General features: G+C 71.3%; 13 protein-coding genes. 1 reads left to right on the top strand and 12 read right to left on the bottom strand.

The genetic code is table 11. The features are described from left to right. Position 1 precedes the first annotated feature (1 nt). The 12 genes from PLJ28_RS05915 to PLJ28_RS05860 form a co-directional block, all read right to left on the bottom strand. Positions 2–748 carry a sulfite exporter TauE/SafE family protein gene (locus PLJ28_RS05915; RefSeq protein ID WP_221243473.1) on the bottom strand — a complete coding sequence of 249 codons (747 nt, stop codon included), beginning with the start codon at positions 746–748 and terminating at the stop codon, positions 2–4. Between the two features lie 60 nt (positions 749–808). Then, a complete protein-coding gene (locus PLJ28_RS05910) occupies positions 809–2,629 on the bottom strand; it encodes a proline--tRNA ligase (RefSeq protein WP_324589969.1) in 1,821 nt (606 codons plus the stop codon). A gap of 55 nt (positions 2,630–2,684) precedes the next feature. Next, the gene (locus PLJ28_RS05905) at positions 2,685–3,482 is read right to left on the bottom strand and encodes a sensor domain-containing protein (protein WP_324589968.1); all 798 of its coding nucleotides are present in this window, start codon (positions 3,480–3,482) and stop codon (positions 2,685–2,687) included. A gap of 73 nt (positions 3,483–3,555) precedes the next feature. Beyond that, a complete protein-coding gene (locus tag PLJ28_RS05900) occupies positions 3,556–4,500 on the bottom strand; it encodes a GNAT family N-acetyltransferase (RefSeq protein ID WP_183524259.1) in 945 nt (314 codons plus the stop codon). Further along, positions 4,454–5,620: a flavodoxin-dependent (E)-4-hydroxy-3-methylbut-2-enyl-diphosphate synthase gene (ispG, locus tag PLJ28_RS05895; protein ID WP_040385342.1), complete on the bottom strand. Its 1,167-nt coding sequence runs from the start codon at positions 5,618–5,620 to the stop codon at positions 4,454–4,456. Before ispG ends, PLJ28_RS05900 begins: the two co-directional genes overlap by 47 nt. 61 nt (positions 5,621–5,681) lie before the next feature. Further along, positions 5,682–6,698, bottom strand: coding sequence for a hypothetical protein (locus PLJ28_RS05890; protein ID WP_298043778.1), 1,017 nt, complete (start codon positions 6,696–6,698; stop codon positions 5,682–5,684). Then, positions 6,644–6,949 (bottom strand): YciI family protein, encoded by a 306-nt coding sequence (locus PLJ28_RS05885; RefSeq protein ID WP_183524253.1) that lies wholly within the window; start codon positions 6,947–6,949, stop codon positions 6,644–6,646. Before PLJ28_RS05885 ends, PLJ28_RS05890 begins: the two co-directional genes overlap by 55 nt. A gap of 25 nt (positions 6,950–6,974) precedes the next feature. Beyond that, a complete protein-coding gene (locus PLJ28_RS05880) occupies positions 6,975–8,336 on the bottom strand; it encodes a M50 family metallopeptidase (RefSeq protein ID WP_183524250.1) in 1,362 nt (453 codons plus the stop codon). Next, a complete protein-coding gene (gene dxr / locus PLJ28_RS05875; protein WP_183524247.1) occupies positions 8,333–9,562 on the bottom strand; it encodes a 1-deoxy-D-xylulose-5-phosphate reductoisomerase in 1,230 nt (409 codons plus the stop codon). Before dxr ends, PLJ28_RS05880 begins: the two co-directional genes overlap by 4 nt. 116 nt (positions 9,563–9,678) lie before the next feature. Then, a complete protein-coding gene (locus PLJ28_RS05870; RefSeq protein ID WP_183524244.1) occupies positions 9,679–11,304 on the bottom strand; it encodes a monocarboxylic acid transporter in 1,626 nt (541 codons plus the stop codon). Beyond that, positions 11,301–11,687 carry a DUF485 domain-containing protein gene (locus tag PLJ28_RS05865; RefSeq protein ID WP_183524243.1) on the bottom strand — a complete coding sequence of 129 codons (387 nt, stop codon included), beginning with the start codon at positions 11,685–11,687 and terminating at the stop codon, positions 11,301–11,303. Before PLJ28_RS05865 ends, PLJ28_RS05870 begins: the two co-directional genes overlap by 4 nt. A gap of 97 nt (positions 11,688–11,784) precedes the next feature. Then, positions 11,785–12,981 carry an acyl-CoA dehydrogenase family protein gene (locus PLJ28_RS05860; RefSeq protein ID WP_183524240.1) on the bottom strand — a complete coding sequence of 399 codons (1,197 nt, stop codon included), beginning with the start codon at positions 12,979–12,981 and terminating at the stop codon, positions 11,785–11,787. Between the two features lie 205 nt (positions 12,982–13,186). Here PLJ28_RS05860 and PLJ28_RS05855 point away from each other — a divergent pair, with 205 nt between their 5' ends. Then, entirely contained in the window at positions 13,187–13,651 is a 465-nt protein-coding gene (locus tag PLJ28_RS05855; RefSeq protein ID WP_183524236.1) for a GNAT family N-acetyltransferase, read from the top strand. Positions 13,652–13,695 lie beyond the last annotated feature (44 nt).

Genomic DNA, 13,695 nt, shown 5'->3' with positions numbered 1-13,695 from the left:
GTTACCGGCCCAGCAACAGGTCGTATCCCAGCCGCGCGATCAGCACGAACACCACGATGAGGAAGACCACGCGGATGAACCCGGCACCGCGTTGCACCGCCATGCGGGCACCGACGTAACCGCCCACCATGTTGGCCGCACCCAGGATGAGCCCCAGCCCGAGCAGGACATGGCCCGAGGGCAGGAAGAACGCGATGGCCCCGAGGTTGGTGGCCAGGTTGACGATCTTGGCCTTGGCCGAGCCCTGCAGGAAGTCGTAGCCGAGGATCGCCACCAGCGCGATGACCAGGAAGGTCCCGGTCCCGGGACCGAGCAGGCCGTCGTAGAAGCCGATGACCAGGCCGATGACGATCGCGACGGCCAGGTGCCGCCGGCCCTCGTACCGCAGCCCGGTGTCCCGGCCCAGCTGGGGCCGGGCCGCGGTGAACACGGCCACCCCGACCAGTGCCAGCACGATGACGGGCTTGATCACCTCGGCCGGCAGCAGCGTGGCCACGATCGCCCCGCAGAAGCTGCCCACCAGGGCGACCCCGGCCATCGGCAACGCGGTCCGCAGGTCCGGGTGCACGCGCCGGTAGTACGTGACGGCGCTCGTCGTGGTGCCGAAGACGGAGCCCATCTTGTTGGTGGCCAGCGCCTGGACGGGCGAGATGCCGGGCACCATCAGCAGGACGGGCAGCTGGAGCAGGCCGCCCCCGCCCACGACGGCATCGATCCAGCCGGCGGCCAGGCCCGCCAGCACGATCATGACCACCGTGGCAACGGTGATGTCCTCCAGCCCCGTCAGCACGGTCCCCTCCCGCCCGGATCAGCCGGCCACGAGCGTGGCGATGACGTCGGCGGCCGTGGCCACCTCCACCTCCCGGGCCTCCCCGGTCGCACGGTCCTTGACCTCCACGACGCCGTGGGCGAGCCCGCGGCCCACCACCACGGAGGTGGGGATGCCGATGAGTTCCACGTCGGAGAACTTCACGCCGGCGGAGACCTTCTTCCGGTCGTCGTAGAGCACCGTCAGTCCGCGTTCCTCCAGGCCCGCGACCAGTTCCTCGGCGGCGGCGAAGATCTCCTCGCCCTTGCCGGTGGCCACCACGTGGACGTCGGCCGGGGCCACCGCCCGCGGCCACACCAGGCCCTTCTCGTCGTGGTTGGACTCGGCCAGGGCGGCGATGGCCCGGGTGACGCCGATGCCATAGGAGCCCATGGTGACGACGACCTGCTTGCCGTTCTCGTCGAGCACCTTCAGGTCCAGTGCCTCGGCATAGCGGCGGCCGAGCTGGAAGATGTGGCCCATCTCGATGCCGCGACGGGTCCGCAGGGGCCCCGAGCCGTCCGGGGCCGGGTCGCCGTCGCGCACCGCGGTGGCCTCGACGACGCCGTCCCAGGTGAAGTCGCGCCCGGCCACGAGGCCGAAGACGTGCTGCTGGGACGCGTTGGCCCCGGTGATCCAGGGGGTGCCGGGGGCGATCCGCGGGTCCACGAAGAAGGGCACGCCGGATTCGGCCTCGCCGCCCAGGAACTGGGTCGACGCACCGTCCGCCGCGACGCGGGCCGGGCCGATGTACCCCTTGACGAAGGAGGGCACCTTCCCCAGGTCCTCCTCGGTGGCCGCCTCGAGGGTCGGTTCGCCCGTGGCGCCGAGCAGTTCCCCGACGCCGGACTCCAGCCGCTTGAGGTCGACGTCCCGGTCCCCGGGCACGGCGACGACGAAGGGCCGCCGCTGCTCGCCGTCGAGCACGGCGGTGACCACGACGCACTTGAGCGTGTCCGCGGCGGTCCACTCGCCCTGCGCACGCGGGGCGAGCTGGTTCGACACCTCCACCAGGGCCGCGATCGTCGTCGAGTCCGGGGTGTCCTTCACCTCGGCCGCCGGGGCGCCCGCGAGCGCCGCCTCGTCCAGCGGTGCGGGTGCCACGGTGGTGACCGCCTCGACGTTGGCGCGGTAGCCGCCGTCGGACTCCACGAAGGTGTCCTCGCCGATCGGCGAGGGGTGCAGGAACTCCTCCGAGGCGGAGCCGCCCATCGCGCCGGCCGTGGCCTGCACCGGCACGACCTCCAGGCCCAGCCGGGCGAAGATGCGCAGGTAGGCGGCCCGATGGTCCTGATAGGCACGCTCGAGGCCGGCGTCGTCCACGGTGAAGGAATAGGAGTCCTTCATGATGAACTCCCGCACCCGCAACAGGCCCGCCCGCGGCCGGGCCTCGTCCCGGTACTTGGTCTGGATCTGGTACAGGTACGCCGGCAGGTCCTTGTAGGAGGAGTAGTGGTCCTTGACCAGGAGGGTGAACATCTCCTCGTGGGTGGGCGCGAGCAGGAAGTCGGCGCCCTTGCGGTCCTTGACGCGGAAGATGCCGTCGCCGTAGTCCTCCCAGCGCCCGGAGACCTCGTAGGGCTCCTTGGGCAGCAGGGCCGGGAACTGGACCTCCTGGCCGCCGATCGCGTCCATCTCCCCGCGCACGATCTGCTCGACCCGGTTCTTCACCCGCATGCCCAGCGGCAGCCAGGTGAAGGCGCCCGGGCCGGCTCGGCGGATGTAGCCGGCGCGCACGAGCAGCCGGTGGCTGGCGACCTCGGCGTCGGCCGGGTCATCACGCAGGGTGCGGAGGAACAGGGTGGACATGCGCAGGGGCACTTCGGCTCCGATCGGTGGGTACGGTGTTGCGGTCTGGGAAAGCGGGGGACGGTGTTCAGCCGTCGAGTTCGGCGCGCAGGGACTCGACCTTCTCCAGGCCCTCCTCGACGGGGACGGTCCGGTCCCCGACGCGGGAACCCGCGTAGGTGACCAGTCTCTCGCCGTCCTGGACGTAGAGGGTGGTGGAGGTGGAGGACTCGGTGCCCTCGGGCAGGTCGACGTCCTCGATCGCCACGGACGTGCCGATCGTCATGGCCAGCGCGGCGTCGGCCTCCACGTCGGCGAGTTCCAGGGTGGCCTCTGCGGTCATCCCCTCCCCCATCCCGATCGTGTAGGACGAGCACGTCCGGGCGAACTCCTCGTAGTCGGCCAGGGCCGCAGTGGCCGCGGCGGCGTCCGGGAACAGGGTGACGCTGAGCATGTCAGACGCCGGGGAGGCCGGGTCCTCGGCGTCGACCACGATCCCCCCGACCAGCTCGGTGCCCTCCGGCAACCGGCCCGTCTGCGCTGCCAGTCCCTGCTGGCCGCACTCCTCGGGGGTGACCGTCATCTCCGCGGTCATGCCCTGGGCGCTCTCGGTCAGCTGCTGGAGCCTGTCCCCGCTGACGATCTGCGCCTGCTCCCCCAGGACGGCCTTGAGGGCGGCCTCGATGCCGGAGACGGCCCCGTCCTGGGTCGTCGAGGCGCTCGGGGTGGCCTCCGTGGCCGACCCGGTGGCCGACCCCGTGGGCGGGGCCGGGGTGGTCTCCCCCTCCGTGCCGGACCCGCCGCAGGCGGTGAGGGCCAGGGCCAGCACGCCGGCGCCCAGGACGGCCCGCAGCGCGGGGGCGGGGCGGAAGGGGTGAGGATTCATGGCCAGGCTGTGCTTTCTGGACGCCGGTGGTGATGACTAGGAAAGCATAGGTCACCCGCGTGCCGTGGACCGGCTAGAGCAGCACGGTGGCGAACGTGCCGACCTGTTCGAACCCGACGGTCCGGTAGGTCCGCAGGGCCGCCGTGTTGAAGCTGTTGACGTAGAGGCTCACGTGCTCCGTGATGGTGTGGGCGTAGGCCGCGACCGCCGCCATCGAGGGTGCCGCCAGCCCGCGGCCGCGCAGCGAGGGGTCCACCCACACCCCCTGGATCTGGGAGCACCGGGCCGAGACCACCCCGAGGTCGGCCTTGAACCGGACCCGGCCGGCGTCGTCCAGGTCCACGAGGCAGTGACCGTTGCGGATGAGGTCCTCCACGCGCAGCCGGTACTGCACGGCACCGTTGGCCAGCGGCGAGAACCCGAGTTCCTCCTCGAACATCGCCACGCAGGCCGGCAGCACGGTGTGGAACTCCTTCGGCCGGGCCGGCCGCACCCGGGGCGAGGGCTCGACGGCGGGCGCGCCGGGCAGGACCATCAGCGGTTGCTCGTCGCGCACCTGGCGGGCGCGCTGGGGCCCCCGGCCCAGTTCCTGCCAGATCGAGAGCACGGCGTCGCGAGGGCCGTAGACGGAGGCGTAGCGGCGCCGCAGTGCCAGCAGTGCGCGGCCGAACAGGGCGCCGGCCTCGGGGGAGGCGCCGACCGGGACGATGTTGGCACCCACCCAGCAGGCGGCCTCCAGCCCGGGGCCGCGTCTCGGGGCCCGGCCGGGGGCCGGGGGCGCTGCGGCGGCGTCGATGCCCAGGAACAGGGACCCGCCGGAGCGGGTGCTGCCGGCGTGCCGGCCGTTCTCGAGGACGGACTCGACGAAGCAGTTGGCCACCGGGTCCGCGGCGGCCAGCGCGGCCAGGGCCGCGGTGTCCGCGGGCGTCAGGACGCGGACGACTCCGCCGGTGGCCCGGCGGACGGCGTCGTCAGCTGACGGTGACCACGGGCGAGCCCTGGACAGGATCCCGGCCATCAGTCCCTTCCCCGCTGCCGTCCTCGATGCCGGACTCGGCCGCGATGCGACGCGCCTCCGCCAGCAGGGTCTCGACGATCTGGTCCTCGGGGACGGTCTTGATGACCTCGCCCTTGATGAAGATCTGGCCCTTGCCGTTGCCGGAGGCCACCCCCAGGTCGGCCTCGCGGGCCTCGCCCGGGCCGTTGACGACGCAGCCCATGACGGCCACGCGCAGGGGCACGGTCAGGTCCTTGAGCCCCTCGGTGACCTCCTCGGCCAGCGAGTAGACGTCCACCTGGGCGCGTCCGCAGGACGGGCAGGAGACGATGTCCAGCTTGCGCTCGCGCAGGTTCAGGGACTGCAGGATCTGCAGGCCGACCTTGATCTCCTCGACCGGCGGCGCGGACAGCGAGACGCGGATGGTGTCCCCGATCCCCTGGCCCAGCAGGTAACCGAAGGCGGTGGCCGACTTGATGGTCCCCTGGAAGGCCGGTCCGGCCTCGGTCACGCCCAGGTGCAGCGGCCAGTCGCCGCGCGCGGCCAGCAGTTCGTAGGCGCGGGCCATGACCACCGGGTCGTTGTGCTTGACCGAGATCTTGAAGTCCCGGAAGCCGTGCTCCTCGAACAGGGAGGCCTCCCAGACCGCGGACTCCACGAGGGCCTCCGGGGTGGCCCTGCCGTACTTCTCCAGCAGGCGCTTGTCCAGGGAGCCGGCGTTGACGCCGATCCGGATGGAGGTGCCGGCCTCGGAGGCGGCCTGGGCGATCTCCTTGACCTGGTCGTCGAAGCGCTTGATGTTGCCCGGGTTCACCCGGACGGCGCCGCAGCCGGCCTCGATCGCCGCGAAGACGTACTTGGGCTGGAAGTGGATGTCCGCGATGACCGGGATGGTGGACTGCTGGGCGATCACCTTCAGGGCGGCGGCGTCCTTGTCCGTGGGGCACGCCACGCGCACGATGTCACAGCCGGCGGCGGTGAGCTCGGCGATCTGCTGCAGGGTCGCCCCGATGTCATGGGTCTTCGTGGTGGTCATCGACTGCACGGAGACCGGGTGGTCCGAGCCGACGCCGACCCTGCCCACGGAGATCTGCCTCGTCTTGCGGCGCGGGGCCAGGACGGGCGGCGGGGCGGCGGGCATGCCGAGGCTGACGGGCACGGAGGGACTCCTGGTTCACTGACGGTTAGGATTCGAGCCCAGTCTACTGGTAGGAGACGAACCACGGCTGGGGAGTGACCATGGTCATGGTCTGCTCCGGCGTGAACGTCGGGTGGTCCTCGTCGACGAAGTTCTTCCAGCCCAGGCGCATCCCGGCCGGCAGGTCCTGCTTCAGGGCCCGCCAGGTCTCCTGCTTCTGGTCCGGGGTCCCGTGGCCGTCCGCGTGGACCATCAGCACCAGTCCGTCGCGGGACTCCACGTCCCGGCGGTCCGGGATCATCCGCACCTGGAACTGGTGCAGGATCACCAGCTTCTCCGGCAGCCGGTGCGCGGTCACGAGTCCGGCCAGCCAGGCGGTGACCTCGTTGACCTCGGCGGCGGAGACCTGGCCGACCTGCCGCATGTGCCGCTGCCCCGGCCGCAACCGCCACTCGGGGTCCAGGGCGAGACCCACGTGGGGCCGTGCCAGCAGGTCCTCGAACATCCGGGCCTGGCTGAGGAAGTCCGCGGTCCCCGGCTGCAGGTCCAGCACCACGTAGGTGTCCGCCTCGCCGGCCGCCTCGACCCAGGCGCGCAACCGGTCGGGGTCCACCGGGGTGCTGTAGTGCCCGGTGGGGCCGGGGGCGGCGGTGGCCACGGTGGAGATGATCTCGAACGCCGGGATGACCGGCTCCCGGCTGTGCTCCTGGTACTCGGCGGCCAGCTCCGCGGCCCGGGCGATCGCCTCGTCCACGTCCTGCTCGCCGAGCATCCCGAGCGCACCGGTTCCGGGAGTCCCGTAGAGCGCGACCATCCGCCGGCCCGGGAACAACCGGGTGCCGCCCCCGGGCAGCTCCGGGGCCGTCGTCGGGGCGGGGGCCGGGGACGCTGTCCGGGTGGGGGCCGGGGACGACGCCGGCGCCCCGGTCCCGCCCGGAGTGCCGTCGGAGGAGGTGCAGGCGGTGAGGAACGCGGCGGTACCGGTGCCGGTGAGCCCGGCCAGCAGTGCCCGGCGGCTCGGGCGGATCAGGAGTGCCCGCCCCGGATCACCGCGGCCTGCTCCCCCACGGCGCAGCTCCACTCGTGGACGTCGGTGGAGTGGATCAGGCCCTGCTTCTTGAACGGGTCGCCGTCGAGCAGGTCCCGGACGGCCTCATCGGAGTCCGCGCGGACCAGCAGCAGGGCGGCCGAGGGGTCGTCGACGAAGGCCCCGGCGGCCACCATGGCCGGCCCCAGGGAGGTCAGGAACTCGCGGTGCGCGGCACGGTGGGCATCACGCTCCTCCCCGAGCCCGGCGACGTAGGTGTACTGGACGGCGAAGATCTTCTCCATGCCCCCACCCTAGGTCAGGGGCGGGTCAGAACAAGCGGACGGGTTCCACGATGTCCGCCACGATGAGCAGCAGCCCCATGCCCAGCAGGGCGATGCCCACCACGTAGGTCAGCGGCAGGAGCCGGGCGATGTCGAACGGGCCGGGGTCCTGGCGCCGGGTGATCCTGGCCCAGCCGCGGCGGATCGCCTCCCACAGCGCCCCGGCCACGTGTCCGCCGTCCAGGGGCAGCAGCGGGATGAGGTTGAACACCATCAGGGCCACGTTGACGCCGGCCACCAGGGACAGCAGCATCGAGGCCTTGTCCGCCAGGGGCACCTCCGGCAGGGCGGCCGCCTCACCGGCGATCCGGCCGACGCCGACCACGGACATCGGCCCGTTGGGGTCCCGCTCCTCGGGGCCGAACACCGCCTCCGCGGTCTCCCAGAGCTTCACGGGCAGCACCACCACTACCTCGGCGGTGGCCTGCAGCTGCCGGCCCATCACCGGGAACGCCTCCGTCACCGGGGCGGGGACGTTCTCGACCTGAGACCCCATGCCCACGAAGCCGACCTGTTCGGTGCGGGGGCTGCCGTCGGGGTCCTCCTGGACCCTGCCCAGCTCATCCGTGACGGGCCGTTCGGTGAGCCGCGGGGTGATGGTGCCGACCTGCTCCACGCCGTCCCGTTCCCAGGTCACGGCGGTGGGCCGGCCGGCCCGGTCCCGGATGGCGCCGGAGAGCTCGTCCCAGGTCCGCACGGGCGTGCCGTCGAACGCGGTGATGGTGTCCCCGGGCTGCAGGCCGGCCGCGTAGGCCGGGGCCTCCGGGTCCCCGGGCTGGCAGTCCTCCTGGCCGGCGGCGGCCCGCTCCTGCTGGACGGCGGCGGGCACCACGCACCGGAAGACCTCCGAGACGGTGGTGGAGGGGGTGGCGACCCCGGTGGTGGTGACGAGGACGGCCGTGAGCACGAAGGCGATGACGAGGTTCATGAAGGGGCCGCCGAGCATGATGACGATCCGCTTCCAGACCGGCAGGGCGATGAACATCCTCTTCTCGTCCCCGGGGCGCAGCTCCTCGGCGGACATCTGCCGGGCGTCCGTGGCCATCTGCTGGAACATGCCGGTGCTGGCATTGCGCGGACGTTCCCCCGCCTCCGGGTGCACGGGCGGGTACATGCCGATCATGGACACGTAACCGCCCAGCGGGATGGCCTTCACGCCGTACTCGGTCTCCCCCCTGCGGCGGGAGAACAGCGTGGGACCGAACCCGATCATGTACTGGGTGACCCGCACGCCGAAGAGCTTGGCGGGGACGAGGTGCCCGACCTCGTGCAACGCGATGGACACGGCGATCCCGAGTGCCACGGCGAGCACCCCGATGATGAACCAGAGCACCTCCACGCCCGTCACCGCCCGTCCCAGCGTGACCGCGCCGCGGTGCGGGCCCACCGCTCGGCGGCCGCCAGGGACTCGACCGTCAGCCCCTGGCCCTCGAGCACGGCGTCCGGGTCGTACTCCCCCACCACGGCGCGCACGGTGTCCTCGATGTCCAGGAAGCCGATGGCCCCGTCGTGGAAGGCCTCCACGGCCTCCTCGTTGGCGGCGTTGAAGACGGCCATGTGGGTGGGCGAGGCCGCGGCGGCCTGCTTGGCCAGGGCCACGGCGCCGAACGCCTCCTCGTCCAGGGGTTCGAAGGTCCACGTGGCCGCCTGCGTCCAGTCGCAGCCCGGTGCCGCGCCGGGCACCCGATGCGGCCAGCCGATCCCCAGCGCGATGGGCAGGCGCATGTCCGGCGGTGAGGCCTGCGCGATGGTGGAGCCGTCCGTGAACTCGACCATGGAGTGGACCACGGACTGGGGGTGGACCACCACGTCGATCCGGTCCAGGGGGACGTCGAAGAGCAGGTGGGCCTCGATCACCTCGAGGGCCTTGTTGACCATGGTGGCCGAGTTGGTGGTGACCACCCTGCCCATGTCCCAGGTGGGGTGCGCGAGGGCCTCGGCCGGGGTGACGGTGGCCAGCTGGGACCGGTTGCGGCCACGGAAGGGCCCGCCGGAGGCGGTGAGGACCAGCCGGCGGACCTCGTGGGCGGACCCGGAGCGCAGGGCCTGGGCCAGCGCGGAGTGCTCGGAGTCCACCGGGACCAGCTGTCCGGGGGCCGCGGCGGCCCGGACGAGGGCCCCGCCGACGATCAGGGACTCCTTGTTGGCCAGGGCCAGCAGGTGTCCGGCCTGCAGGGCGGCGAGGGTGGGCCCCAGACCGATGGAGCCGGTGATGCCGTTGAGCACGACGTCGGCGTCCTCCCACGCGGCCACCTCGGCCGCCGCGGTGGGCCCGGTGAACAGGGCCTGCGACGGCACCGGGACGCCCGCCTCGGCGGCGGCGGCGGCGATCGCCCGGGCCAGTTCGTCCGTGGTGGCGGTGGCGCTGCCCACGGCCTGGGCCCCGGTGGCGACCGCCTGCCGGGCCAGCAGCGTGGTGTTGGCACCGCCGGCGAGCCCGGCCACGGTGAAGCGCTCGGGGGCCTGGGCGATGACGTCCAGCCCCTGGGTGCCGATCGACCCGGTGGACCCGATCAGGGTGACCCGTCGGCGTTCGGGGGTGGCGGTGGCGGGGACGGTCTGGGCGGAGGTCACCGGTCCATTATGGCCGGGTCCGCTGGGAGGTGCCTGCACCGGCCGCGGCGGCAGGACAGCGCGACGGCCCCGGACCGAGGTGGTCCGAGGCCGTCGCCGTCGGGGCGGTCAGCCGGTCAGTGGTCGACCGCCTTCTCGGCACCGACACCGGTGAGGGAACGGACCTCCATCTCCGCCTGCTTGGCGGGGTCCTCGGCACGCTTCTCCGTGACCGAGCCCAGCCAGCCGAGGAAGAACGCGAGCGGGATCGAGATGATGCCCGGGTTCTTCAGCGGGAAGAAGGCGAAGTCGGCACCCGGGATCATCGAGGTCTCGGTGCCCGACATGACCGGGGAGAAGACGATCAGGAGGATCGCCGCGGCCAGTCCGCCGTACATCGACCACTGCGCGCCCCGGGTGGTGAAGCCCTTCCAGAACAGCGAGTAGAGGATGGTGGGCAGGTTGGCCGAGGCGGCCACCGCGAATGCGAGCGCCACGAGGAAGGCGACGTTCTGGCCCTGCGCACCGATACCGCCCACGATGGCCAGGATGCCGATGACCACGACGGTGCGGCGGGCGATCTTGACCTCCTTCTCCGGGCTCGGCTTGTGCTTGGCCAGCACGGAGGCGTAGACGTCGTGAGCGAAGGAGGCGGCCGCCGTGATCGTCAGTCCGGCCACGACCGCCAGGATGGTCGCGAACGCGACGGCGGAGATCAGGCCCAGCAGCAGCGGTCCGCCCAGCTCGAAGGCCAGGTAGGGGGCCGCGGAGTTGACTCCGCCCGGGGCGCTGAGGATCCGCTCAGGGCCGATCAGCGCGCCGGCCCCATAACCCAGCACCAGGGTGAACAGGTAGAAGGCGCCGATGAGCACGATCGCCCACACCACGGACTTGCGGGCCTCCTTGGCCGTGGGCACCGTGTAGAAGCGCATCAGCACGTGCGGCAGGCCGGCGGTGCCCAGGACGAGGGCCAGACCGAGGGACAGGAAGTCGAGCTTGGCGACCTCGCTGACGCCGTACTGCAGGCCCGGGGCGAGGATGGCCTCGCCATGGGGGCTGAGCGCGACGGCCTGACCGAGCAGGGCCGAGAAATTGAAACCGAACAGGGCCAGCACCCAGACGGTCATGATGAAGGCGCCGGCGATCAGCAGGCAGGCCTTGATGATCTGCACCCAGGTGGTGCCCTTCATGCCGCCGACCAGCACGTAGAGGATCATCAGCGCCCCGACGATGGCGATGACGAGGGACTGCCCGAGCCGGTCGTCGATGCCCAGCAGCAGGGACACCAGGGCGCCCGCACCGGCCATCTGCGCCAGCAGGTAGAACACGCAGACCATCAGGGTGCTCAGCGCAGCGGCGATGCGCACGGGCTTCTGCTGCAGTCGGAAGGACAGCACGTCCGCCATCGTGAACTTGCCGGTGTTGCGCAGCAGCTCGGCCACCAGGAGCAGGGCGACGAGCCAGGCGACGAGGAAGCCGATCGAGTACAGGAAGCCGTCGTAACCGTTGATCGCGATCGCGCCCACGATGCCGAGGAACGAGGCCGCCGACAGGTAGTCGCCGGCGATGGCGGTGCCGTTCTGGGTGCCCGTGAAGGAGCGGCCGCCGGCGTAGTAGTCGGCTGCGGTCTTGGTGTTCTTCGAGGCCCTGAGCACGATGACCAGGGTGATGGCGACGAAGATGCCGAAGATCAGGATGTTGAGCCAGGGCTCGCCGACGTTGGTCCCCTCGGCGGCGGTGGTGAGGACGGGGGCGATGTTCACTTGTTTCCTCCCTCAGCGAGGCTCTGGTTGGCGATGGAGGGATCGAGAGCCTCGAGTTCCTCGCGGATGGCGGTGGCCTTCGGGTCCAGCCTGCGGTTCGCGAAGGACACGTACAGGCCGGTGATCACGAAGGTGGAGACGAACTGCAGCAGCCCGATGACGATGCCGAGGTTGATGTTGCCGAGCACCTTGATCGCCATGAACTCGGGGAAGTACGCCGCGAGGATGACGTAGAGGAAGTACCAGACCAGGAACACCACGGTCCACGGGAAGACGAAGCTCCGGTGGGTGCGGCGCAGCTCCTGGAATTGCGGTGTGGACTGTACGGCCCGGAAGTCGACGTGACCGTTGTCAGCCAGGTCGGGGTGTGGTGTTGAAGACACGAAGCCCCCTTGTCAGGACGGCATCACGAGGATGCCTGTGAGAGTTATGACGTGGTTATCCTAGACAGAAAGTGAAGTCCATCACAGGGTTGGTCGATCAGAGCCCCAGCGAACGGGCGATCAGCATCAGCTGCACCTCGGTGGTGCCCTCGCCGATCTCCAGGATCTTGGAGTCGCGGTAGTGGCGGGTCACCAGCGACTCATTCATGAACCCGTAGCCGCCGAACACCTGGGTGGCGTCCCGGGCGTTGTCCATGGCGGCCTCGCCGGCGACCAGCTTGGCGATGGCGGCCTCGGTCTTGAACGGCTTGCCGGCCAGCATCTTGGCCGCCGCCTCGTAGTACGCCAGCCGGGCGGTGTGGGCGCGCGCCTGCATCCGGGCGATCTTGAAGGAGACGGCCTGGTTCCTGCCGATCGGCTGCCCGAAGGCCAGGCGGGTGTTCGCGTAGGCCACGCACTCGTCCACGCAGCCCTGGGCGGCCCCCGTGGCCAGGGCGGCGATCGCGATGCGCCCCTCGTCGAGGATGGACAGGAAGTTGGCGTAACCGCGCCCCCGCTCCCCCAGGAGGTTGGCCTCGGGCACCCGCACGTCGTCGAAGAACAGGGGATGGGTGTCCGAGGAGTTCCAGCCGGCCTTGTCATAGGCCTGGCCGACCGTGAAGCCGGGCGTCCCGGAGGGCACGAGGATGGTCGAGATCTCCTTGCCCGGCTTCCCGTCCCGGCCCGCGGTGGTCCCGGTGACCGCCGTGACGGTGACCAGGCTGGTGATGTCGGTCCCGGAGTTCGTGATGAACTCCTTGGCGCCGTTGACGGTCCAGGTGCCGTCGGCCAGGCTGGCCGTGGTCTGCGTCCCGCCGGCGTCCGAGCCGCCGTTCGGCTCGGTCAGGCCGAATCCGGCCAGGCGCCGGGCCGTGACCAGTTCCGGCAGCCACTGCTGCCGCTGGTCCTCGGTGCCGAACCGGTAGACCGGCATGGCCCCCAGGGACACCCCGGCCTCCAGGGTGATCGCGACCGACTGGTTGACCCGGCCCAGCTCCTCCAGGGCCAGGGCCAGGGCGAAGTAGTCCCCGCCCATGCCGCCGTACTCCTCCGGGAACGGCAACCCGAACAGGCCCAGCTCGCCCATCTGGCGCACGATGTCGTACGGGAACTCGTGCCGGGCGTCGAGCTCGGCGGACACCGGGGCGACGACCTCGTTGGCGAACTCCCGGACCATGGCCACGAGGTCGCGGTAGTCCTCGTCGAGTTCCGGCCCGGCGACGGCGCCTCGGGTGGACTGGGGGGCAGTGGTCATGACGGTGGCCTTCCTGGCGACTGGGTTTCGGTGAATGGTTAGTAACCGAATCTGATGGAGATCGTAGTCACCGGTACCGCGGGCTGTCGAGACCCGGGGCCCGTTCGATCGCCACCACGCACGGATCCGGCCCCGATTGCGCGTACAGTGGGTCCGAGCCCGCGCCGGATCCGGCGGCTACCCGTGACGAGGAGGTCACTGTCCCGTGCAACTTCGTGAAGTCCGATCCGAGGACCTGGACCGCTTCTTCGAGCACCAGCAGGATCCCGAGGCCAACCAGATGGCCGCCTTCGCCCCGCGCAACCCGCAGGACCGGGGCGTCTTCGACTACCACTGGTCGGGACTGCTCAACGACGCGGACACCCAGGTCTGGACCATCGAGCAGGACGGCGCGGTGGCCGGCGCCCTGATCGTGTCCGGCATCCGCTCCGTTCCCGAGCTCTCCTTCTGGACCGCCCGCGAGTACTGGGGTCAGGGCATCACCACCTCGGCCGTGGACGCGTTCCTCGCCTCCTTCACGGACCGTCCCATCCGCGCCCACGTCCCCGCGGACAACGTCGGGCCCCAGAAGATCCTCGCCCGCCGTGGCTTCGCGGTGGTGGGCGAGGACAAGACGTTCTCCAACGCCCGCTCCGAGGTGGTGACCGAGCTGATCATGCAGCTCGACTGATATGTAGTGGACGTCTGTCAAGTGGCAGGGTGAGGCGCCCGTCC

The sequence above is a fragment of the Citricoccus sp. genome (assembly GCF_035445025.1).
Lineage (GTDB): Bacteria > Actinomycetota > Actinomycetes > Actinomycetales > Micrococcaceae > Citricoccus.
Note: the sequence above shows the minus strand (reverse complement) of the source record. Positions and strands in the feature narration are given on the sequence as shown.